The organism is Secundilactobacillus pentosiphilus (assembly GCF_002217985.1).
Taxonomy (GTDB): Bacteria; Bacillota; Bacilli; order Lactobacillales; family Lactobacillaceae; genus Secundilactobacillus; species Secundilactobacillus pentosiphilus.
This window is the reverse complement of record NZ_BCMI01000018.1, coordinates 13,934-36,637: the sequence shown is the minus strand read 5'-3', so window position 1 is coordinate 36,637 and position 22,704 is coordinate 13,934. Positions and strand designations below refer to the sequence as shown.

26 protein-coding genes, 1 other RNA gene and 1 other annotated feature are annotated in these 22,704 nt (G+C 44.4%); of the genes, 23 read left to right on the top strand and 4 right to left on the bottom strand.

Translation table 11 applies throughout. The annotated features are described in order from the left end of the window. Positions 1 to 99 precede the first annotated feature (99 nt). The 4 genes from rplK (at position 100) to rplL (ending at position 2,429) form a co-directional block, all read left to right on the top strand. Positions 100 to 525, top strand: a complete 426-nt coding sequence (rplK, locus tag CES81_RS09095; protein WP_089088231.1) for a 50S ribosomal protein L11 — start codon at positions 100 to 102, stop codon at positions 523 to 525. A gap of 95 nt (positions 526 to 620) precedes the next feature. Then, entirely contained in the window at positions 621 to 1,313 is a 693-nt protein-coding gene (rplA, locus tag CES81_RS09090) for a 50S ribosomal protein L1 (RefSeq protein ID WP_089088230.1), read from the top strand. Positions 1,314 to 1,365: 52 nt separating this feature from the next. Next, positions 1,366 to 1,491: a sequence feature (ribosomal protein L10 leader region), on the top strand. A gap of 21 nt (positions 1,492 to 1,512) precedes the next feature. Next, entirely contained in the window at positions 1,513 to 2,016 is a 504-nt protein-coding gene (gene rplJ / locus CES81_RS09085; protein ID WP_089121498.1) for a 50S ribosomal protein L10, read from the top strand. A 47-nt stretch (positions 2,017 to 2,063) separates the two neighbouring features. After that, a complete protein-coding gene (gene rplL / locus CES81_RS09080) occupies positions 2,064 to 2,429 on the top strand; it encodes a 50S ribosomal protein L7/L12 (protein ID WP_089088228.1) in 366 nt (121 codons plus the stop codon). A 270-nt stretch (positions 2,430 to 2,699) separates the two neighbouring features. Here rplL and nrdF read toward each other — a convergent pair whose 3' ends face one another. The 3 genes from nrdF to nrdH form a co-directional block, all read right to left on the bottom strand. Continuing rightward, positions 2,700 to 3,656 (bottom strand): class 1b ribonucleoside-diphosphate reductase subunit beta, encoded by a 957-nt coding sequence (nrdF, locus tag CES81_RS09075; RefSeq protein ID WP_089088227.1) that lies wholly within the window; start codon positions 3,654 to 3,656, stop codon positions 2,700 to 2,702. 58 nt (positions 3,657 to 3,714) lie between these two features. After that, complete coding sequence (gene nrdE, locus CES81_RS09070; protein WP_089121497.1) at positions 3,715 to 5,886, bottom strand: class 1b ribonucleoside-diphosphate reductase subunit alpha; 2,172 nt, start codon at positions 5,884 to 5,886, stop codon at positions 3,715 to 3,717. A gap of 99 nt (positions 5,887 to 5,985) precedes the next feature. Next, positions 5,986 to 6,213, bottom strand: a complete 228-nt coding sequence (gene nrdH, locus CES81_RS09065) for a glutaredoxin-like protein NrdH (RefSeq protein WP_089088225.1) — start codon at positions 6,211 to 6,213, stop codon at positions 5,986 to 5,988. 198 nt (positions 6,214 to 6,411) lie between these two features. Between nrdH and tadA the strand changes: the two genes are divergently transcribed. The 16 genes from tadA to tsaD all read left to right on the top strand — a co-directional run bounded on the left by tadA (position 6,412) and on the right by tsaD (position 17,363). Further along, positions 6,412 to 6,891, top strand: coding sequence for a tRNA adenosine(34) deaminase TadA (tadA, locus tag CES81_RS09060; protein ID WP_089088224.1), 480 nt, complete (start codon positions 6,412 to 6,414; stop codon positions 6,889 to 6,891). A gap of 76 nt (positions 6,892 to 6,967) precedes the next feature. Then, an RNA gene (gene ffs / locus CES81_RS09055) (signal recognition particle sRNA small type) lies at positions 6,968 to 7,054 on the top strand. Positions 7,055 to 7,224: 170 nt separating this feature from the next. After that, a complete protein-coding gene (gene dnaX, locus CES81_RS09050; protein WP_089121496.1) occupies positions 7,225 to 8,970 on the top strand; it encodes a DNA polymerase III subunit gamma/tau in 1,746 nt (581 codons plus the stop codon). Between the two features lie 28 nt (positions 8,971 to 8,998). Further along, entirely contained in the window at positions 8,999 to 9,313 is a 315-nt protein-coding gene (locus CES81_RS09045) for a YbaB/EbfC family nucleoid-associated protein (RefSeq protein WP_089121495.1), read from the top strand. Positions 9,314 to 9,339: 26 nt separating this feature from the next. Further along, positions 9,340 to 9,939 carry a recombination mediator RecR gene (gene recR / locus CES81_RS09040; RefSeq protein WP_089088221.1) on the top strand — a complete coding sequence of 200 codons (600 nt, stop codon included), beginning with the start codon at positions 9,340 to 9,342 and terminating at the stop codon, positions 9,937 to 9,939. Positions 9,940 to 9,954: 15 nt separating this feature from the next. Further along, positions 9,955 to 10,197, top strand: a complete 243-nt coding sequence (locus CES81_RS09035; RefSeq protein WP_089121494.1) for a YaaL family protein — start codon at positions 9,955 to 9,957, stop codon at positions 10,195 to 10,197. Positions 10,198 to 10,402: 205 nt separating this feature from the next. After that, positions 10,403 to 11,035 carry a dTMP kinase gene (gene tmk, locus CES81_RS09030; protein WP_089121493.1) on the top strand — a complete coding sequence of 211 codons (633 nt, stop codon included), beginning with the start codon at positions 10,403 to 10,405 and terminating at the stop codon, positions 11,033 to 11,035. Positions 11,036 to 11,058: 23 nt separating this feature from the next. Beyond that, positions 11,059 to 11,388: a cyclic di-AMP receptor DarA gene (gene darA / locus CES81_RS09025; RefSeq protein WP_089088218.1), complete on the top strand. Its 330-nt coding sequence runs from the start codon at positions 11,059 to 11,061 to the stop codon at positions 11,386 to 11,388. Between the two features lie 17 nt (positions 11,389 to 11,405). Continuing rightward, positions 11,406 to 12,425, top strand: a complete 1,020-nt coding sequence (gene holB / locus CES81_RS09020) for a DNA polymerase III subunit delta' (protein ID WP_089121492.1) — start codon at positions 11,406 to 11,408, stop codon at positions 12,423 to 12,425. Between the two features lie 64 nt (positions 12,426 to 12,489). Continuing rightward, the gene (locus CES81_RS09015; protein WP_089088216.1) at positions 12,490 to 12,828 is read left to right on the top strand and encodes a DNA replication initiation control protein YabA; all 339 of its coding nucleotides are present in this window, start codon (positions 12,490 to 12,492) and stop codon (positions 12,826 to 12,828) included. A gap of 8 nt (positions 12,829 to 12,836) precedes the next feature. After that, entirely contained in the window at positions 12,837 to 13,730 is an 894-nt protein-coding gene (gene rsmI, locus CES81_RS09010; protein ID WP_439951291.1) for a 16S rRNA (cytidine(1402)-2'-O)-methyltransferase, read from the top strand. A gap of 11 nt (positions 13,731 to 13,741) precedes the next feature. Further along, on the top strand, positions 13,742 to 14,509 hold the full coding sequence (locus CES81_RS09005) for an acyl-[acyl-carrier-protein] thioesterase (protein WP_089121490.1): 768 nt from the start codon (positions 13,742 to 13,744) through the stop codon (positions 14,507 to 14,509). A 74-nt stretch (positions 14,510 to 14,583) separates the two neighbouring features. Further along, positions 14,584 to 15,306: a tRNA (adenosine(37)-N6)-threonylcarbamoyltransferase complex dimerization subunit type 1 TsaB gene (gene tsaB / locus CES81_RS09000; RefSeq protein WP_089088213.1), complete on the top strand. Its 723-nt coding sequence runs from the start codon at positions 14,584 to 14,586 to the stop codon at positions 15,304 to 15,306. Further along, on the top strand, positions 15,290 to 15,874 hold the full coding sequence (gene rimI, locus CES81_RS08995) for a ribosomal protein S18-alanine N-acetyltransferase (protein ID WP_089088212.1): 585 nt from the start codon (positions 15,290 to 15,292) through the stop codon (positions 15,872 to 15,874). Before tsaB ends, rimI (CES81_RS08995) begins: the two co-directional genes overlap by 17 nt. Continuing rightward, complete coding sequence (gene rimI, locus CES81_RS08990; protein WP_089121489.1) at positions 15,861 to 16,316, top strand: ribosomal protein S18-alanine N-acetyltransferase; 456 nt, start codon at positions 15,861 to 15,863, stop codon at positions 16,314 to 16,316. The genes rimI (CES81_RS08995) and rimI (CES81_RS08990) overlap by 14 nt, the downstream gene beginning before the upstream one ends. Before the next feature lie 18 nt (positions 16,317 to 16,334). After that, on the top strand, positions 16,335 to 17,363 hold the full coding sequence (gene tsaD / locus CES81_RS08985) for a tRNA (adenosine(37)-N6)-threonylcarbamoyltransferase complex transferase subunit TsaD (RefSeq protein WP_089121488.1): 1,029 nt from the start codon (positions 16,335 to 16,337) through the stop codon (positions 17,361 to 17,363). 69 nt (positions 17,364 to 17,432) lie between these two features. Here the strand turns inward: tsaD and abc-f are convergent, their stop codons facing one another. Continuing rightward, the gene (gene abc-f / locus CES81_RS08980; RefSeq protein WP_089121487.1) at positions 17,433 to 19,391 is read right to left on the bottom strand and encodes a ribosomal protection-like ABC-F family protein; all 1,959 of its coding nucleotides are present in this window, start codon (positions 19,389 to 19,391) and stop codon (positions 17,433 to 17,435) included. A 248-nt stretch (positions 19,392 to 19,639) separates the two neighbouring features. Here abc-f and CES81_RS08975 point away from each other — a divergent pair, with 248 nt between their 5' ends. The 3 genes from CES81_RS08975 to groL all read left to right on the top strand — a co-directional run bounded on the left by CES81_RS08975 (position 19,640) and on the right by groL (position 22,541). After that, positions 19,640 to 20,284 carry a redox-sensing transcriptional repressor Rex gene (locus CES81_RS08975; RefSeq protein ID WP_089088208.1) on the top strand — a complete coding sequence of 215 codons (645 nt, stop codon included), beginning with the start codon at positions 19,640 to 19,642 and terminating at the stop codon, positions 20,282 to 20,284. A 278-nt stretch (positions 20,285 to 20,562) separates the two neighbouring features. Further along, the gene (gene groES / locus CES81_RS08970; RefSeq protein WP_089088207.1) at positions 20,563 to 20,847 is read left to right on the top strand and encodes a co-chaperone GroES; all 285 of its coding nucleotides are present in this window, start codon (positions 20,563 to 20,565) and stop codon (positions 20,845 to 20,847) included. Positions 20,848 to 20,909: 62 nt separating this feature from the next. After that, entirely contained in the window at positions 20,910 to 22,541 is a 1,632-nt protein-coding gene (groL, locus tag CES81_RS08965; protein ID WP_089121486.1) for a chaperonin GroEL, read from the top strand. Positions 22,542 to 22,704 lie beyond the last annotated feature (163 nt).

The following is a 22,704-nucleotide window of genomic DNA, read 5'->3' as shown; positions in this document are numbered from 1 at the left end:
GTAATTGTGGTAGTTTATATGAGTATGTTCTGCATACACGTGTGGGAGGAGAAATCTGCTCTCCATTTACCACAACACGGACTCAAGGAGGTATGTCTCGTGGCTAAAAAAGTAGCTAACGTTGTTAAATTGCAAATTCCTGCGGGCAAAGCAACACCAGCTCCGCCAGTTGGTCCAGCATTGGGCCAAGCCGGAATTAACATCATGGGCTTTACGAAGGATTTTAATGCTCGTACTGCCGATCAAGCTGGGATGATTATTCCAGTTGTTATTACGGTTTATGAAGATCGTTCATTCGACTTCATTACTAAAACTCCGCCAGCAGCCGTTCTGTTAAAGAAGGCCGCCGGTGTTGAACACGGTTCAGGCGAACCTAACACGAAAAAGGTTGCTAAGGTAACCAAGGATCAAGTTAAGCAAATCGCTGAGACCAAAATGCAAGACCTAAACGCTGCTGACGTTGAAGCAGCTATGCGCATGGTTGAAGGTACTGCTCGTAGCATGGGCTTCACTGTAGAAGGTTAATCCCAGCTACAACACTACGGATACTTTGTTAAAGCAAATGTATCAAGTGGGAGGCCAAGCCGTTATAACCACATTTGCAAGGAGGAATTCACAAGATGGCTCATAAAAGAGGTAAAAAGTATCAAGACGCTGTCAAGCAAGTAGAACCAGACAAAAACTACGCACTTGATGAAGCTGTTGATTTAGTTAAGAAGATTGATTTTGCTAAGTTTGATGCAACGGTTGAAATTGCATTTAAGCTTAACGTAGATACAAAGCAAGCTGACCAACAGCTCCGTGGGGCAGTTGTTCTGCCAAACGGTACTGGTAAGGAACAGACTGTGATTGTATTTGCTAAGGGTGACAAGGCTAAGGAAGCTGAAGCCGCTGGCGCTGACTTTGTTGGTGAAGACGACTTAGTTTCTAAGATCCAAGATGGCTGGTTGGACTTTGATGTTGCCATTGCAACACCAGATATGATGGCCCAAGTTGGTCGTTTAGGTCGTGTTCTTGGACCTAAGGGCTTAATGCCTAACCCTAAGACTGGTACTGTTACCATGGATGTAACGAAAGCTGTTAACGATTCTAAAGCTGGTAAGGTGACTTACCGGACTGACCGTGACGGTAACGTTGCTGTTCCTGTTGGTAAGGTATCATTCGACGCTGACAAGTTAGTTGAAAACTTGAAGACGATTGCGAACGTGGTTGTTTCAGCCCGTCCCGCAGCTGTTAAGGGGACTTACGTTCAACACGTATCGATCTCATCAACCTTTGGCCCTAGTGTCAACGTTGATGTGGCATCCCTTTAATTAAATAGAAAATCCCGTATTGACTTTTGTTAAAGCATTCGGTATGCTTAACAAGTTGATATTTGTTCTGCCCAAGACTCAGGTGGCGAAAGCCTCAATCTACCTGCCGAGGAAGATGTGAATTTAGTTTTACATTTCTCTCTATGCCTGGCGGACATAGGGATTTTTTATTCCTAAAAGAATTCAGGAGGTGAAACTAATGAGTAAAGAAAACATTGCAATCAAAGCTAAGGCAGTTGACGAAGCCACTGAACGTTTTAACAACGCTCAATCAGCTATCGTGGTTGACTACCGTGGTTTAACGGTTGCTGAAGTGACTGACTTACGTAAGCAATTGCGTGAAGCCGGTGTTTCAATGAGTGTTATCAAGAACAAGGTTTTGACCCGTGCTGCAGAAAAGGCCGGTTACGAAGATTTAAAAGATACCTTTGTTGGCCCAACTGCCGTTGCCTTTTCAGACGAAGACGCAATTGCACCTGCTAAGATTTTGAAGAAGTTTGCTGATAGCCATGATGCTTTGACCCTTAAGGGTGGTATGGTTGAAGGTAAGGTTGCTTCACTTGATGAAATCAACACTTACGCAACGATGCCAAGTCGTGAAGACTTGTTGTCAATGCTTGCTAGTGCCTTGTCTGATCCTATGCGTAAAATTGCGCGTGCGGTTAAGGCTGTCGCTGACAAGGGTGAAGGCGAAGCTGCCTAACCCTGTATCTCAAATAACTATTTCAATATAAAATGGAGGAAACAAAAATGGCTTTTGATAAAGATGCTATCATCGCTTCATTAAAAGAAGCGTCAATCTCAGATTTAAACGACCTTGTTAAGGCAATCGAAGACGAATTCGATGTTTCTGCTGCTGCTCCAGTTGCTGCAGCTGCTGGTGGTGCCGATGCAGGTGCTGCTAAGGACTCATACGATGTTGAATTAACTGAATCAGGTGACCAAAAGGTTAAGGCTATCAAGGCTGTCCGTGAGATCACTGGTCTTGGTTTAAAGGATGCTAAGGGTCTTGTTGATAACGTACCTTCAGTTATCAAGGAAGGCGTTTCAGAAGACGAAGCCAACGATCTTAAAGCTAAGCTTGAAGAAGTTGGTGGCGTGGTTACCCTTAAGTAATTTAAGGCTACCTGTTCTAAAAAGCACTGTGCGTATGCACAGTGCTTTTTTTGTCGTCAGAGCTTGAAACTGCAAAATTCGGTTGGTATCAGCTTCTATTTCAGCCATGACCATCTGGCTTGAATGTAACGTTAAGTTGGCTAAGGATGCTATTTTAGGGTGTTGACGGTGAGTACTGCTGGTAGCTGAAGAGCACTTTTCAAAAACTAACGTCAAAAAAGGATGGTGCTCTGTATAAAGGCATCATCCTTTTTGCGTTCAAGTGGTGACTTAAATATCGTAATCGCCATCCTGCATCGCTTCAACGTTTCCTAAGAGGTAGCCGTTACCAACTTGGGAGAAGAAGTCGTGGTTAGCAGTGGTGGTTGAGATCCCGTTCATCACGATGGGGTTAACATCATCCGCTGTATCAGGGAAGAGCGGGTCTTGACCCAAGTTCATTAAGGCTTTATTGGCGTTATAACGAATAAATGTCAAAACTTGATCAGTCCAGCCAACCTGATCATAGACCAAGTGGGTATACTTCTCTTCGTTCTCGTAGAGTTCATACAGGAAGTTAAACATCCAGTCCTTTAATTCCTGTTGTTCATTTTCACCTAACTGGTTATAGCCGATTTGGAACTTGTAGCCGATATAGGTACCGTGGACGGATTCGTCCCGGAGAATCAGCTTAATAATTTCAGCGACGTTAGCCAGCTTGTTGTGCCCTAAGTAATATAGTGGGGTAAAGAAGCCAGAGTAAAAGAGGAAGGTTTCCAAGAAGACGTTGGCAATCTTTTTCTTCAACGGATGGCCGTCATCATGGTAAAGGTCCCGAATCCGCAGCGCCTTGTTTTGCAAAAATTCTTCAGTATCGCTCCAGTTAAAAATCTCATCGATCTCATCTGGCGTATTTAAGGTTGTAAAAATCGACGAATAACTTTTCGCATGGACTGACTCCATAAACTGAATGTTGTTCAAAACGGCCATTTCGTGTTGGGTTTGAGTATCTTTTCTTAAGGATGCCATGCCGTCTTGCGACTGCAAAGTATCCAACAAGGTTAATCCACCAAAGACGTGACCAACAACCCATTTATGAGTGTCATCGAGTCCACGCCAGTCATCGAGATCGTTTGAAAGCGGAATTCGAGTGTCTAACCAAAATTGTTCCGTTAATTTTTCCCAAGTGGCCTTATCAATTTGATCGTCCACCGCGTTCCAGTTTATTGCATGATATGATTCTGTCATTATTTAAACTCCTTTAGCGTCTGATTGCAACGAATAAAATGATTCCTGCAAGCACTGTTTAGATCACGCAGCTCTCACACTGATTAGCACCAATTTCACCTTGATCATCGGTAAACGTCCGCACGTAGTAAATTGATTTGAGCCCCTTTTTATGGGCGTAGTTGCGTAAAATACTCAAATCTCGGGTCGTCATCTTGTTGGTGCGGCCTTTCTTCCACTCGTACAGGCCCTCTGGAATAGTTGAGCGCATAAAGAGCGTCATACTCATCCCTTGATCCACGTGCTGCTGTGCGGCAGCGTAGACATCGATGACTTTACGCATATCGGTATCGTAAGCTGATTTATAATAAGGTAACGTTTCGTTTGACAGGTAAGGTGCTGGGTAATAAATATTACCGATCTTCTTTTCCTGACGTTCTTCGATCCGGTTGATGATGGGGTGCAAACTAGCAGTGGTGTCATTGATGTAAGAAATTGAGCCATTAGGGGCAACGGCTAAGCGGTTTTGGTGGTACAGACCGTCCTTCATAACGGACTGCTTCAGCTTTTCCCAATCAGCTGCGGTTGGAATGAAGATGTCTTTGAAGAGGGACTTGACTTTATCAGATTGGGGCATGAATTCACCGCTTTGATTAGTGTACTTATCAAAGTAACTGCCATCTGCGTAGGCACTCTTTTCGAAGTTGTAGAAGGTCGTGTGACGTTCCTTGGCAATTTGGTTGGAAGCGACTAGGGTCCAATAGTTGAGTAACATGAAGTAGATGTTAGTAAACTCAACTGTTTCTGGATCACCATACATCATCTGGTTTTTAGCGAAGAAACTATGCAGCCCCATGCCGCCTAAGCCAATGGTATGACCAAGCTTGTTACCGTTTTGAATGGATGGCACAACGTCAATATCGGAATGATCCGTGATGAAAGTTAACGCACGAACCATGGTTTCAACGGAGTGACCGAAGTCGGGACTAGCCATTAAATTAACAATGTTGGTTGATCCCAAGTTGCATGAGATATCACGACCAAGCTGAACGTAAGTCTGGGTGTTATCAACCGTAGATGGTGTTTGGACCTGCAGAATCTCTGAACAGAGGTTGCTCATAACGATGCGGCCGTCGATGGGGCTGTCCCGGTTGGCAGTATCGATGTTGATAATATAGGGGTAACCGGATTCTTGTTGAAGCTTACCGATTTCAGTTTCTAGTTCACGTGCTGGCAGCTTCTTTTTACGGATTGAATCGTTAGCGACCATCTTGTCATATTCTTTAGTAATATCAACGTAGCTGAACGGTACGCCGTATTCACGTTCTACATCGTATGGACTAAAGAGGTACATATCCTGATTATCACGGCACAGTTCGTAGAATTTATCCGGTACAGTAATGCCTAGTGAAAGGGTCTTTAGACGAATCTTCTCATCGGCATTTTCTTTCTTTGCTGATAGGAACGCAATAATGTCTGGGTGAAAGACACTGAGGTAAACCACGCCGGCACCTTGACGCTGGCCCAGCTGGTTAGAGTAAGAAAAGCTGTCTTCCAATAACTTCATGACGGGGACCACACCGCTGGCCGCACCTTCAATATTTTTGATGGGATCACCAGCACCACGCAGGTTGGATAAGTTAATACCGACTCCGCCGCCAATTCGGGAAAGCTGCAGCGCAGAGTTGATGGTTCGGCCAATGGTGTTCATATCATCTGTTGTTTGAATTAAAAAGCAGGAAACTAATTCCCCACGTTGCTTACGACCGGCATTTAGGAAACTTGGCGTGGCCGGCTGATACCGCTGGTGAATCATTTCATCGGCCAGATCCATTGCGAGGTGTTCGTCACCATCCGCAAAGTACAGGGCGTTCATTGCTACCCGGTCAATGTAATTTTCTAGGTAATAGTCGTTATCATTAGTTCGCAGTGCGTACTGAGCGTAGAATTTGTAAGCTGCCATGAAGGACTTAAAGTGGAAATTTTCAGCTTTTAAATAATCGTATAATGATTGAATAAAAGTAAATTTGTACTTATGATAGAAACCAGACTCAATGTAGTCATTGTCCAGCAGATAATTGAAACGGTCCTGTAACGAAGCAAACTGCTTTGTGTTGGGCTCAACATTTTGTTTTAAAAATGCTTGGAGTGCTTCCTGGTCTTTATTCAGCGGGATCTGACCGTTTACCGGGATATTAATTTCGTTGTTGAGATCGTAATAAGTTACGTCTTGAAGGTCTTTTAAACTCATTTTTAAAACTCACTCTTTTCTATTAGTGTTAAATTAAGTAAAATAAAAAAGGTAACGTTTTCTGGTATCCAGAATACGCCACCTTAATACCTGCGTACGTTAAATGGCCAGCTGTTGTAATTTATCTGGTCTAAAGCCACTGAACTGTGTGTCAGCCGTTTCAATGACGGGCAGGGACTGAAAGCCGCGGTCCTTAAGATAATCGACGTACTGCGGGCTTTCGTTAATGTTGTGTTCAATAAAGTCAACGTGATGTTCGGTTAAGAACCGTTTGGTCATCTTGCATTGCATGCAATTGTTCCGTGAATAGATCGTTACTTTTGCCATGTGAATCACACTCCTATGTAATCTCGATAAATAGAGTTTACACCAGTCAGCAGAAATTTCAACCGTCAGACCCCCATATTTTGTGGTTAATTTAGGAATGAAACACCAAATATGGGGTAGGGACGGCAATCCTAATTACTTTTTGTCAGTGAAAATATTTTAGCCGCTCAGCAGAATGGTTAAGGAAGGAAGGCCGCCATTATAGAAAATGATGAACGTTACATGGAAGAAGCCTTGTTAGAGGCCCATAAATCAGATTTAATCGGTGAAGTGCCCATTGGCGCAGTGATTGTTCACAATGGCAAGATTGTCGGCCGTGGTCATAATCTACGGGAACACAGTCAGCAGGCGTGCGACCACGCCGAAGTCATGGCGATCAGTGATGCTAATCGAACACTGCGCAGTTGGCGGCTAGTCGATTGCACGCTGTACGTCACGTTGGAACCGTGCATCATGTGCAGCGGCGCAATTGTAAATTCACGAATTGACCGGGTCGTTTTCGGTGCCCGTGACCCTAAAGCCGGGGCGGTGGCGTCGCTATACGGTTTGTTAAACGATGCGCGCTTGAATCACCAAGTCGAGGTTGAAGAGGGCGTTTTAGCGGATCAAGCAGCGATGATGTTGAAACGTTTCTTTAAAGCAGCCAGAAAACGAAACAAGCAAAGAAAGCAGCAATAAATCAATGAAACTGACCATAGTGACATTTTAGCTAGCATTCAGATTTTAAATATGTTACAGTAGAAAGTGCCGCAAGGCCTTGGGGCAAGGGTGACCTTACGAATCGTGTCAGGTCCGGAAGGAAGCAGCACTAAGTTTGAGTGACTTTGTGCTCCAAGTTGATATGACTTTAACGAGGGCGGAACAAAACGTTTAGTTTTGTTACCGTCCTCTTCTTATACAATTTTTAACGGGCCAAACGATCCGAATGTATAGTATTTGACGGGTAAACACTATATAATGTTTAACAGTAAGTTTTACGAGATAACCCAAAGAGAATCGAGGGAAATAGTCATGAGTTACCAAGCCTTATACCGGGTATGGCGGCCACAGCGTTTCGATGAAGTTATCGGGCAGAAGCTGATTACCCAGACTTTGAAAAACGCCGTAAAAACGAAACAAATTAGTCATGCCTACCTGTTTGCCGGGCCGCGGGGAACGGGTAAGACCTCGATGGCAAAAATTTTTGCTAAAGCGGTGAACTGTCAGCACCAAGAAGACGGCGAGCCCTGCAATAAGTGTGAGACCTGTACAGCAATTACCAAGGGCACGATGAACGATGTTATTGAAATCGATGCTGCTTCCAACAACGGGGTAGAAGAGATTCGTGACATTCGAGACAAGGTCAAGTACGCACCAACTGAGGCGGATTATAAAGTTTACATCATTGATGAAGTTCATATGCTTTCAACGGGGGCTTTCAATGCCCTGTTAAAAACCTTGGAAGAACCGCCTGCTAACGTGATTTTTATCTTAGCTACCACTGAACCTCACAAGATTCCGGCCACCATTATTTCACGGACTCAGCGGTTTGATTTTAAACAGATTCAAGCTAAAGACAGTCTGTCACGGATGGCTTATATTCTAAAAGAAAAGGATCTTTCTTACGATGATGAAGCCCTTAAAGTGATTGCCAAAGCTTCTGAAGGCGGTATGCGGGATGCACTCAGTATCTTGGATCAGGTCATTTCCTTTGGTGATGATAAGGTCACTTTGGATAATGCGTTGCTGGTTACCGGTGCAGTTCGCAAGCAGTTATTAGTGACTTATTTAACCCAAGTCACTCATCAGGAGACCCAAAAAGCGCTGATGACGGTTCAGCAGATTTTAGACGAGGGTAAGGATCCGGAACGTTTTACGGAGGATCTAGTGAACCTGACCCGCGATCTATTGCTCTACCAGCAATCACCAGAACTAGTGACTCAAGTTGAAATGGATCAGGTTGATTCTGATTTTAAGCAGCTGGCAACGGAAATAAAGCCGCAGCAATTATACGACATTATTGATGATTTAAACGATATTCAGCAGCAAATGCGGTTTACCACTCATGAAGACGTTTATTTGGAGGTGCTCACCGTTCGTCTGGCTGGGCACCAAGCACAACCGGAGACGACTGCGGCGGCTAGCCAAGTAGATAATTCAGTGATCGATCGATTAGAAGCCGAGGTCAGCAGTCTGCAAAAGACGGTGGCAGGTTTACAAAAGACGTCGGCTGCGGAAGCTGCGCCAGCCAAACGTCCAGCAGTCATGAAGACGGTAGCCAAGACCAAACGGGCTCAGGTCAACTTAAGTCAGGTTTACCCGATTTTAGGGGCAGCCACCCGTCAGGATCTATCGGCTTTACAGGAAGTCTGGCCGGATTTAATGAATATTTTATCGATTCCGCAACGGTCGATCATGGGTGTCTCCAAACCAGTTGCCGCTAGTCCTGATGGGGCAATCATTGCGTTTGACTACGCGTTTCTCCAGCAGCGTGCCAATGCAGACCAAGAGTTGAATGATGCATTGGAGAACGGTTTAGACCGTTTAACCCATAAGGTACCTAAGCTGGTATTTGTGCCAACTGACCAATGGCCGCAAATTCGCAAGACTTATCTGCAGCAGCATCAAGTGACCGGTCAGGATAATCAGGAGAGCGACGATGCCACTCAAGATAACGGTCAACCGAGTGATGATGCACCGGCTACACAGGCAAAACCAGTGGTCGACAAAGCCAAAGAACTTTTTGGCGATGATGTGATCGATGTTAAGTCAGATTAATAATAACTATAGAGGATGGTAACGAGCTATGATGCGTGGAATGGGTAACATGGGCAACATGATGAAACAAATGAAAAAGATGGAAAAGCAGCTGGCTGAAGAACAAAAAGTGATGGAAGCAAAGACGTATGTCGGTGTTTCACCTGACGAAATGGTAAAAGCCACCTTTACGGGTAAGAGAGAAATGACCGACCTGTCAATTGATCCTAAAGCAATCGATCCAGATGATCCAGATATGCTGAGCGACCTCATCTTGGCAGCGGTTAATTCTGCACTAAAGCAGATTGATGAAGAAGGCAAACAGACTTTGGGCAAGTACACGAATAACATGCCTGGTCTGTAATTAAGCAAAAGGAGTGAATGGCAGCAATGCAATATCCAGAACCAATTGCACAACTGATTGATAGTTATATGAAGCTGCCAGGAATTGGACAAAAAACGGCTACGCGCTTGGCCTTTTATACCATCGATATGGATAGCGATGATGTGACCCGTTTTGCTAAATCGTTAATTTCTGCTAAGCGTGATCTGCATTTTTGTTCGATCTGCGGTAATATAACTGAGAACGATCCCTGTGATATTTGTCGTGATAAGACACGTGACCAGAGTCAGATTCTGGTCGTTGAGCAGGCCAAAGACATTATGACCATGGAAAAAATGAAGGAATACCACGGGTTATACCACGTTTTAAACGGTGTTTTGTCGCCAATTGAAGGTAAAGGACCAGAAGATTTAAACATATCCAGTTTGCTGAAACGTTTGCAGACGAACAAGGATGTTAAAGAAGTTATTGTGGCCACTAACGCGACACCAGAGGGCGAAGCAACCGCAATGTATCTTTCCCGGCTGATTAAGCCAGCTGGAATCAAAGTAACCCGTTTGGCTCACGGACTTTCAGTGGGATCAGACATTGAATACGCTGATGAAATGACGCTGTATAAGGCTGTTGAAGGTCGAACCGAAATGTAATAAGGAAGTGACAACTTGTTTGGTGCGCGAAAGCAACACATTAAACAGCAGTTTGATGAACAACTGTTAACAACGATTGAACATGCTAAAGAAGAATGGGATCAGGCCAAGCAGACCGAGATTGCCGTTGCGGATGTTGATGAAGAAATTACTGCACAAACAGCATTGGCTAGACAAAAATACCTCTTTTTGTACCGGGAAGCTCGCTTGCGGCATGTCCGCGGAGACCATATTCAAGCATCCGTTTTTGATCACTAATAAAAGGCCATGCATTTACCGCTTTTACCGGGTGAATACCATGGCCTTTTTGGGCTTCTCGAAATCGTTTGGACCCCCGCTAAGCGCTTGATTCCACAGCTCTAATCAAGTACAATCGTAAGTGTCGTATCATTTTAAAGGGTGGCTGCACTGACGTGTGATTTTCCTGTGGCCGCCATCATTAATTGTAATCGAGGTAACCAACTTGGCAGGATTATTTATTTCATTTGAAGGACCGGATGGTGCTGGTAAAACAACGGTCCTAAGCGCAATTACGGAACGGTTTAAGACCGCAAAGCGGACGGACATTCTGGTTACCAGAGAACCAGGCGGTAATCAAATTTCGGAAGCCATTCGAAAGATTATCTTGGATCCTCAAAATACCCAAATGGACGTACGCACTGAGGCTTTACTGTATGCTGCCTCACGCCGTCAGCTCATTCAAGAAACCATTCGTCCCGCTTTGGCGGCTAACAAAATTGTTTTATGCGACCGGTTTGTTGATAGTTCAGTGGCTTATCAGGGTGCTGGTCGTAAGATCGGTGAGGATGCAGTTTATCAGATGAACCAGTTCGCAACTGAAGGATTAACCCCTGACCTAACAATTTATGTGGATGTGCCCTCTGAAGTGGGGCTGGCACGGATCAAAGCACACCGGCAGAATGTCGATCGACTGGATGCCGAGGCACTGAGCTTTCATAAACGCGTACGTGCAGCGTATTTAAGGCTGGCCGACAGGTTTCCCGAACGAATTGTTACGATTGATGCCACTCAACCCGTGACGGCTGTGATTGATCAGGCAATGACGCTGATTACTGATAAAATAAAACAACAATGAATTGACAGGAAGAGGGATTGAGTATGAAGCTAGTGATCGCAATTGTGCAAGATAAGGACGCTAACCGGCTGCGCAGTGAATTCAATAAGGCTGATATTGGTGCAACACGATTATCAACGACCGGTGGTTTCTTGAAGTCGGGTAACACCACTTACATGATTGGTGTTGACGATAAGCGTGTCCAAGAAGTCCTTAATTTGATCCAAGAAACTTCCAGGACTCGACAGCAGTTTATGACGCCGCCCGTCAACATTGACGCCCATATGGAAAATTCTTCAGGCTATCCGGTAGAAGTACAAGTTGGCGGTGCGACCGTATTCGTTTTACCAGTTGAACAATTTCATCAATTTTAGTGTAGTGGAGGTAGCCCTTGGCAAAACAAAACATAATTGAACAAGCCGAAAGCAAGCAGCCGCAACTCATGCAGCATTTTATTCACCTTATGACGACCAATCGGCTCAGCCATGCTTACTTGTTTTCTGGGTTGCCTGGCTGCGGCAAACGGGCAGTAGCTCAAGTTGTTGCCATGCGGTTTTTTTGTCAAACGCCCAATGCAGATGGTATGCCCTGTGGTCATTGTCCTGAGTGCAGCCGAATCATGGCTGGTGACAATCCCGATGTTGTAACGGTTGAGCCTGATGGTCAGCGTATTAAGGTGGACCAGGTGCGCTATATTAAGGATGAATTTGCTAAGAGTCCGGTGGAAGGGGCTACTAAAGTCTTTATTATTGAGGGCGCTGAAACATTGACGACCAATGCAGCCAATGGGTTACTCAAATTTATCGAAGAACCCGTGGCCAACCGGGTCATTTTTTTGTTAACCACCAATAAAAGTATGATGCTGGCCACTATCTTATCCCGAACGCAAATTGTCGAATTTCCGTCCTTAACGGCTAAAGCCTTTGCTGACGACTTACGCCAGCACCAAATTTCCGAAAACCAGATCCCGTTACTAAACGGGTTAACGAACAGCTTAGAAGACGCTGAACAACTGATTGCAGATGACTGGTTAGCTCACTGTCAGCACGAACTGGGCCGCTGGTTTAACCAGCTTGCTAAACGCGATGATATGGCGTTTGTAACCGTTCAGACGGGGTTGATGCCACTGGCTTCCGACCGGGATCATCAAGCGGTGATCCTGGATGTTATTGTGCTGCTTTGGCAGGATATGCTGCAGGTGAAATATTTGTCGGTTGAAGCACCAGCTGTTTTTCCAGAACTTCAAACGGCAATGGCGAAATTGGCACAGTCGTTGACTAGGCAGCAATTGCTAGCTATTCTAACAGCGGTCTTGGGAACTAAAAAGGCCCTAGCTGGCAATATGAATATTCAAAGTATTTTAGAGACTTTGACCTTACAAATTTTGGATGAGCTGAAGCCCAAAGGCTAGTCCAAAGGAATGTTCGTTTAGCGGCACATTCATTACATATTGAATAATCAAAGAAGGTGCAGTTTTGGCAAAACGGGATGTTTACGAAGAGTTGAAAGACTTACAGGCCGAAATGGTAGAAATGATTTCGAAATTTGAGCACGTTCAAGATGAAGTAACGAAAACCTTAGAAGAAAATGCGGAATTAAAAATTGAAAATCAGCATTTACGCGAGGTTTTACGTTCGGACCATGATGAAAACATAAACGGCAATAACACTGAACCGCAATTGTCAAAGTCGCGGCAAAATTTAGAGAAATTGTATGAAGAAGGATTTCACGTCTGCAACTTTGAATACGGCAAACGCCGGGAAAATGATGAACCCTGTGCTTTTTGTTTAGACGTTATCTATGGCGAACGTTAATTAGGAGGATCAGCTTGCAATCGCAATTAAGTTTTTCAAAGCAGAATCAAACGGGCACACTTTATCTAGTGCCAACCCCAATTGGTAATTTGGGTGATATGACCTTTCGCAGTGTCGACGTGTTAAAGCAAGTTGACCTGATAGCTGCGGAAGATACCCGAAACACACAGAAATTGCTGAATCATTTTGAGATTGAAACACCGCAGATTAGTTTTCACGAACATAATACGCAGGAGCGGATTCCGCAACTGATTGCCAAACTGCAGGCTGGCGAAAATCTGGCTCAAGTTAGTGATGCCGGGATGCCGTCGATCAGTGATCCCGGTCATGAACTAGTGGTGGCTTGTATTGAAGTCAACATTCCGGTGGTACCATTACCCGGTGCTAATGCAGCGTTAACGGCGTTGATTGCTTCCGGACTTGAGCCGCAGCCGTTTTATTTTTACGGTTTCTTAGACCGAAAGCCTAAGTTGCAAGTTGCTGAATTAGAGGCACTGAAGGACCGCTCGGAAAGTCAGATCTTTTACGAGGCACCGCACCGGTTAGCCAAAACGCTTCAGCATTTAGTGGACGTTTATGGCGGCGATCGCCAAGCGTCTCTTTGCCGTGAACTGACAAAAAAGCACGAACAGTTCTTGCGCGGTTCGTTAACGGAACTTTTGCAGTGGGCCAATCAATCCGATCGTGTTCGCGGGGAATTTGTTGTCATTGTCAGCGGCAATCCAAAGGATGAACGAGAAAGTGAAGAACCTGATTATAGTGGCCTCAGCATTGAAGAACACGTTGATCATCTTATTGAGACCGGCCTGAGACCCAATGACGCGATTAAACAAGTGGCACATTTGCGCCAGCTGAAGAAACAGGAAGTTTATCAAATTTACCATCATCTTAATAAGAATTAGAGGAAAAACGAATGGGCGCAAATATTTTTTCAGAAAAGCACCAAATCACCTTTTACGAAACAGATGTCACCAATACAGTGACACCGGCGATGCTGGTTAACATGATTATTTTGGCATCGGAAGATCAAACGGTCTCCCTGGGTGTTGGTGCAGATACAGTGGCTAAACAGGGTATTGGCTGGGTCGTGACCCAATATAAAATGGATATTACCCGGTTACCAAAGCAGGGTGAGACCATTGAGGTGTCAACTCAGGCAACTTGTTATAACCGCTATTTTGCTTTCCGGGAGTTTTGGGTGCATGACAGTGCGGGACATGAGTGTGTGCACGTTGAAAGTGTCTGGGTCACGATGAATCACGAAAGCCGTAAAATCGTCACAATTCCAGATAATATTATTGCACCGTTCAACTCCGAAGAAGTCAAAATGATTCCCCGTCTGTCCCGTCCCAAACGCCTGACTGAGGACGATCAGTTAATGACGAAGCAGTATCGAGTCCGTTACTTTGACATTGATGGTAATGGGCACGTGAATAATGCACGCTATTTTGACTGGCTGTTAGACGCTTTGCCGATGAGTTTTCTTACTCGGCACAATTTGACTAGCATCAACATTCGCTTTGAAAACGAGGTTCAGTACCACCATATCGTGACCAGTGAAGCGACCTTGATGACGGATATACCTGATGCGATAGTCACTAAGCACCGGATCACGATGGAAAATGGCGACGTTGCAACTGAAGCGGAATTTCACTGGGAACCAATTAAGCACTCTGTTTGAGCCTAGGTGGCGGACAGTAGGGCTTAGGTGTATGATGATGGCTGAAGGATCAGAAAAAGGGGTATTGAAACGAAATGAAAGTACTGGCACTAGACACGTCTAACCAAACACTCAGTGTAGCGGTGCTGTCGGATGACCAAGTTTTAACAACGACGACAGTGACAACCACTAAAAAACATGGCACTCAGTTACTGCCAATCATTCAAGAAGCGATGCAAACGGCCAAGCTAAAGCCAACTGACCTGGATCGAGTGGTTGTGGCGGATGGTCCGGGGTCATATACGGGATTGAGGATTGGTGTAACGACGGCGAAAACGTTAGCGGATACCTTGTCGATTGAACTGGTAGGCGTTTCTAGCCTAGCCACCATCGCGGCTAATATCATTAGTGAAACACAGTTGGTTGCGGTATTGTTTGATGGCCGCAACGACAACGTTTTTGCTGGGGTTTATCGTGTTCAAAATGGCGTGCCGGTTTCGGTCATTAAGGATCAGCATATTCCGTTTGAAAAATTACTCCCCCAAATTAAAGCGTTGGCTGAGCCCGTTGTTGTATTAGGTGATCTCGATGCGTTTACTGAGCGAATAAAAACGGCACTGGAAGCAAACTTTGTTCAATATCCAGAAGAGTTAAGCCTTCCAAGTGCGGTTCAGTTAGGCCGGCTTGGCGAACGTCAGGCGCCTGTAAGCGATGTTAATAGTTTTGTGCCACGGTATCTGCGGTTAACTAAGGCGGAAGCTGATTGGCAAAAACAACACCCAGAAGAGGATAGTAGCGATTATGTTGAAAAAGTTTAAAAACTGGTACCGGCAGCTGTTTCAAATTCAAGATGCCAAGTATCAGGACGTTTTAGACATTAAAAATCATGAAGTTCAGATTCAAAAGGTAGCTTATTTTCTAGCAAAAGCACAATTTACCGATATCCCAGAAATGCTTGGCATTGAGCGGGCAGTATATGGTGGGCAAACACCCTGGGATTCGTCTGCGTTTGCTAGCGAACTCCGGCGTGAAACGGACCGATTATACTTAGTTCTGCGGCGGCATGACCGGTTGCTTGCTTTTATTGGTTGCACGTTCAGTGAAACCAAAAGTGATGCTCATATTACTAATATTGCGGTGGTACCAGACTATCAGAACCGTGGCCTCGGGCATTTTTTAATTGCGGTGATGATCAAAAAGGCACGTCAGTTAGAGCTGAATCAAGTTTCTTTGGAGGTTCGTTTGAGTAACGTTAGAGCACAAAAGCTATACCAAGATCTCGGCTTTAAAAAGGCGGGCATCAAGAAGGGGTATTACTTTGGCGATCACGAAGATGCCGTTGACATGGTGATTACCATTGGAGATCTGGAAAATGCCAAAGCATAAAATTCAAATTGTGACTAAAACCGAGTTGATCCCATTGGTTGATGCATGTGCGCGAGTCGCCAAACGCGCCTATCCAGGTGACACTGGTTGGCAGCGACAAGATTTTCAAGCGGATATGGTCGCGGATCACCGACTTTACGCCATTTTTTATAATGACGATCAATTGGTTGGTTACGTTGGTGCGATACGAGTCTTAGATCAGGTTGATATTACCGGGGTCGCAGTGGATCCGGTTCACCAACGAAAGGGCTGGGCATTTAAAATGATCAGGGCGCTAATTGAGTCATTTGAAGGCCATACACAGGTGTTTTTAGAGGTTCGCAAGTCCAATTTAGGCGCGCGGCAGCTCTATCAGCGGGTGGGCTTTTCTGCTGTCAATGTGCGTAAAGCTTACTATCATCATCCAGAAGAAGATGCCATTTTAATGAAACTGAGTGTATAAGGGCACGAAGGGAGAGAACTGAACGTGGAACGAAATTTAATCTTGGCTTTTGAGTCAAGTTGTGATGAAACGAGTGTGGCGGTAATTGAAAATGGGGATAAAATTCTTTCCAATATTGTTGCCACTCAAATTAAGAGCCATCAGCGGTTTGGCGGCGTCGTGCCCGAAGTGGCCAGTCGGCACCATATTGAACAGATCACCGACTGTATTGATTTGGCCATGTCGCAAGCTTCGGTGACCTATGAAGATTTAGCAGCCGTGGCCGTCACGTACGGGCCAGGGCTAGTTGGTGCGTTGTTAATTGGTGTGACCGCTGCTAAAACAGTGGCCTATGCCCATAATCTGCCACTTATCCCGGTCAATCACATGGCTGGGCATATTTACGCTGCCCAGTACGTAAAGCCCATTGAATTTCCAGCACTGGCACTTTTAGTTTCCGGTGGGCATACGGAGTTAGTTTATTTAGCGGGACCGGGCAAGTTTGAAATCATTGGTGAGACCCGTGATGATGCAGCTGGTGAAGCTTATGATAAGATTGGCCGGGTGTTAGGGATTAACTATCCAGCTGGCCCAGAGGTGGACCGACTGGCGCATTTAGGGAAGGATACCTTTAACTTTCCGCGAGCGATGGATGATTCAGAGTCGTTTGATTTTAGCTTTAGCGGTCTGAAGAGCGCTTTTATCAACACGGTTCATCATGCCGACCAAATTGGTGAAACGCTGAATCGTGAAGATTTGGCGGCAAGTTTCCAGCAGGCGGTGGTGGACGTACTAGCCGATAAGACGGTGCGTGCACTGGATGCTTATCCGGTAAAGCAATTGATCCTAGCCGGGGGTGTGGCAGCTAATAAAGGCTTACGCGAGCGCCTGGACTTAGAGCTGAAGGCTTTTGAAAACGTTGATTTTGTCAAAGCACCGCTTAAGCTCTGTGGTGATAACGCCGCTATGATCGGGGCAGCTGGTTACGTCGGTTATCAACTCAAGCAGTTTGGCGATATGAGTTTGAATGCTGATCCTAGTCTAGAGTTTGACTGGATCGCGTCTTAATCACGTTTAAAGATAATAAAAAAGGCAGATTTTCCCAATCTCGGAAAATCTGTCTTTTGGTATCTCGAACTAATCCGATAAGTCTTCCAGGGCTAGGGAGGATTCTTCCCAGTCGTTTTCAGTGGCTTCTATCTGCTTAGTGATTTCTTCGAGCTGTTTTTGTAATGCCGCCATCTTTGCTTGATCCGAAAAAACGTCTGGTTGGGTCATGGTGGTTTCCACCTGGCTCTTTTGGTCGGTTAAATCGTTAAGCTGCTGTTCTAGCATTTCTACTTGACGGTTCAATTTTCGTTCTTGTTTCTGACGTTCTTTGGATTGCTGATAGTTTTGCTTGTTTTGACTAACCGGTTTGACAGCAAGGCTCGGATCCTTTTCTTCGGCTTCTGCCCGTTTCTTTTCCGCAACGGCAGCTTGTTCCTGCTTCTTTTCGATGTAGTAATCGTAATCCCCAAGGAAAAGTTCGGAGCCCTTAGCGGACAGCTCAATGACTGAAGTCGCAATTTGATTGATAAAGTAACGGTCATGAGAAACGAAGAGAATCGTGCCATCAAAATCATTCAGGGTATTTTCAAGCACTTGCCGGCTATCAATATCCAAATGGTTAGTTGGTTCATCCAAAATCAGGAAGTTATCGTGTTTAAATGCCAACTTGGTTAACAGCAGCCGGGCTTTTTCACCGCCGCTGAGACTGTGAACCATTTTGTCCACGTCTTCTCCAGTAAACAAGAAACTGCCAAGAATGGTTCGGATATCCTTTTCTGGCGTTGTGGGGTGATCATCCCAGAGCTCAGCTAAAACGGTTTTATTGCTGTGTAATGACTTTTGCTCTTGATCATAGTAACCAGTATCAACGCCAGTGCCATAAGAGACACTGCCAGCGAGTGCGGGAATTTTCCCCAAAATCGTTTTTAAAAGAGTTGATTTGCCAACGCCGTTAGGACCAACAATGGCGATTGCCTGGTGTTTTTTAACGTCAATGTTGATGGGCTGTGCTAACACCTTATCCGGTTCATAGCCCACGGCCAGATCCTTTACTGTTAAAACGATATTACCGCTTTGACGATGGGGTGTGAAGGCAAAATGGGCCACTTTATCATCGGATTCTGGACGCGTCATTCGATCCATTTTTTGAAGCTGTTTGCGTCTGGCCTGCGCCCGTTTGGTCGTCGATGCTCGGACAATGTTACGGTTAACAAAGTCTTCTAGCTGCGAGATTTTATGTTGCTGTTTATCGTATTCTTTCCATTGGCGCTGTAATTGCGCTGCCTTTTGAGTGACGTAAGCAGAATAGTTACCGTGAAAGTGAGTAACGGTTCCCATGGACATTTCGTAAACTTCCGTGACCAGTCGATCGAGGAAGTAGCGGTCATGGGAAACAATCAATAAGGCACCTTTATAGGATTGAATATAACCTTCAAGCCAAGTTAGCGTTTCAACATCCAAGTGGTTAGTAGGTTCATCTAAAACCAGTAAATCGCGTTTTTCAAGCAGCAATTTAGCCAGTGCTAACTGGGTCTTTTGGCCGCCGGATAGTTCGTTAACTGAGCGGTCATAGTCTGCTTCGCCAAATTCAAAGCCGTGAAGAACACCGCGAATCTCAGCCCGGTAGCCATAGCCATTATTATTTTTAAAAGCAGTTTGCCGCTGATCATAGGTTTTTGAAAGTTGTTCAAACTGTTCTTGATCATTGATCACTTCTGGATCACTCATTTGTTCTTCCAAATGATGTAATTCAGTTTCTTGGTCCTGCAGGTCCTGAAAAACACTGGCCATTTCTTCCCAAATTGATTTATTCGAATCAAGACCGGTATCTTGGGCTAAATACCCAATGGTCATCCCTTTTTTATAGATGATTTTACCTTCATCTGGTGCATCAATTCCCGTAATCATGCGAATCAAGGTCGACTTGCCCGCACCATTCCGGCCAACAAGTGCTACCCGTCCATGTTCGGGAACATCCAGACTGACATTGTCAAAAAGAGTATCCGCGCCGAACCGGCGTGTTACTTGCTGAACTTGTAATAACATGTCGTATCAGCTACCTTTCTATGTGCAACTATTTTACCATTAAATAGTAAGAATCTGATAGGGCAGATGAAATGTTCATGATTTTTTATTGAAAATTATTTCACAAAACGAGCCAGTATGCTACAATTAACTAGAATGATGTTTTCACAAGCTTAGTTATTTTTATAAAATCGCGATAATTTTAATGATTAAAAAATACGTTATACCGATTATTTTAATCAAGTAAAGTTCACGGGGAGGAAAGAAAATTGGCAGAAATTAAGATTCCTAAAGCCACTGCAAAACGGTTGCCTATCTATTATCGTTACTTAAATATATTGCATGATGCCGAGAAAAACCGCGTATCATCAACGGAACTTTCTGAGGCTGTTAAGGTTGATTCAGCAACGATACGGCGTGATTTCTCATACTTTGGTGCTCTTGGAAAACGTGGGTACGGGTATGACGTTGATACCCTATTAAAATTCTTCAAAAAGATTTTAAACCAGGATAAGCTGACTAACGTTGCGTTAATTGGTGTTGGTAATTTAGGGAATGCGCTTTTAAACTTTAATTTTCATCAGAACAGTAACGTCCGGATCAGTGCTGCATTTGATATCCGTCCGGACTTGGCTAATACCGTTCAGAGCGGTGTCCCAATTTATCCAATGTCAGAATTAAGAAAGCAGCTGGAAGATCAGCAAATCAAGATTGTCATTTTGACGGTGCCTGAATCCGTTGCCCAAAACGTAACGGATGATGCGGTTGCCGGCGGCGTTGTCGGTATTCTTAACTTTACGCCATTACGGGTGTCGGTACCAACTAACGTTCGGGTTCAAAACGTTGATTTGACGAATGAACTGCAAACCTTGATCTACTTCTTGGATCATTATAATGATAATGAAGAAAACTAGTCGTTCACAAATGATAGCAGGTTGACCATTTAAATGATAACAACTAAATAGGAATGAAAAGAAGCAGTCTTACGATCAGTTAACGAACTGAACGGGAGGTTGCTTTTTGTTTTCCCATAAACTGGCTGACATCTTCACAAAATTTAGTAAATTACCGATTTTTTAGGTAAATGACTTGCATTTGGGTGGGAATAATTTTATAGTATTAACTGTGGTTAGCACTTATGTTAGGTGAGTGCTAATAGTGCTAAAAACTTATATTTATTGGAGGGATTCAAGTGTTAAAACCGTTAGGAGACCGTGTAATTTTACAAGCACAAGAAGAAGAAGAACAAACTGTTGGTGGCATCGTACTAGCAAGCAATGCTCAGGAAAAACCACAAACTGGTAAAGTCATTGCTGTAGGTAGTGGCCGTGTGCTTGACAATGGTGACAAGGTTGCGCCAAGTGTTAAAGAAGGCGACACTGTCTTATTTGATAAATACGCAGGCACTGAAGTTAAGTATAACGGTGACTCTTATCTAGTTGTTCACGAAAAGGATCTTGTCGCAATCGTCGACTAGTTTCGGAATCTAACTAGAACTAAATCTTTAAACTAAATTATTTTATGAGGTGAAGTTAAATTATGGCAAAACAACTTAAGTTTTCAGAAGACGCTCGGGCATCAATGCTTGCCGGTGTCGATAAATTAGCTGATACTGTTAAAACAACCATTGGTCCTAAGGGCCGTAACGTGGTTTTGGAACAATCATACGGCAACCCAACCATCACTAATGACGGTGTGACGATTGCTAAGTCGATTGAATTGTCAGACCACTTTGAAAACCTTGGCGCTAAGTTAGTTGCTGAAGTGGCTTCAAAGACTAATGACATCGCTGGTGATGGGACTACCACTGCTACGGTATTGACTCAAGCCATTGTTAACGAAGGTATGAAAAACGTGACTGCCGGTGCTAACCCAGTTGGTATCCGTCGCGGAATTGAAAAGGCAACAACTGCAGCCGTTAAGGCGCTGCATGATATGAGTCACAAAGTTGCAACTAAGAGCGATATTGCCCAGATTGCTTCCATTTCTTCTGCAGACCAACAAGTCGGTGATTTGATTGCTGATGCTATGGATAAAGTCGGCAACGATGGTGTTATTACCATTGAAGAATCCCGTGGTGTTGATACCAGCATGGACGTTGTTGAAGGCATGCAGTTCGATCGTGGCTATATGTCACAATACATGGTCACTGATAACGACAAGATGGAAGCTAATTTGGACAATCCATACATCTTGATCACTGATAAGAAGATCTCCAACATTCAAGATATCTTACCATTGTTACAATCAGTTGTTGAACAAAGCCGTTCACTCTTAATTATTGCTGACGACATTACCGGTGAAGCATTACCAACGCTTGTTTTGAACAAGATGCGTGGTACCTTTAACGTTGTTGCTGTTAAGGCTCCTGGATTTGGCGACCGTCGTAAGGCACAACTTCAAGATATTGCTATCTTAACCGGTGGTACCGTTATTACCGATGATTTGGGCTTGAACCTGAAGGATGCGACACTTGATCAACTTGGCCAAGCAAACAAGGTTAACGTTACTAAGGACGATACAACCATTGTTGAAGGTGCCGGCGCTAAGGACAAGATTCAGGAACGGGTTTCAGAAATCAAGACTCAAATTGAAGCAACGACTTCTGACTTTGATCGCGACAAGTTAAAGGAACGTTTGGCTAAGTTGGCCGGCGGTGTTGCTGTTATCCGTGTCGGTGCTGCAACTGAAACAGAATTGAAGGAACGCAAGTACCGTATTGAAGATGCTTTGAACGCTACTCGTGCTGCCGTTGAAGAAGGTTTCGTTTCCGGTGGTGGTACTGCATTGATCAACGTTATCCCATCAGTTAAAAAGGTTGAAGAAGAAGCTGAAGGCGATGAAGCAACCGGTGTTGCTATCGTTCGTCGTGCTCTGGAAGAACCCGTTCGTCAAATTGCTGAAAATGCCGGTGTTGAAGGTTCTGTTATCGTTGAACACATGAAGACATTGAAGCCTGGCGAAGGATACAACGCTGCGACTGATAAATACGAAAACATGGTTGACGCTGGTATTGTTGACCCAACTAAGGTTACCCGTTCAGCACTTCAAAACGCTGCTTCAGTTTCTGCATTACTATTGACTACTGAAGCCGTTGTTGCTGACGAACCAAAGAATGATAATGCTGCTCCAGCTGCACCTGCACAACCAGGTATGGGCGGTATGATGTAATATCCCGTTTAAACCGTTATCGTTTAAATGCTAATAAAGCACCTGAAACGACTGGTCGTTTCAGGTGCTTTTTTGTTGGCGTGATGATGAAGATTACGCTTGATTTTAATCAGAATAAATCGTTTATTGGGGTTTATTTATCAAGCTTTGCTGATTGTTTTTT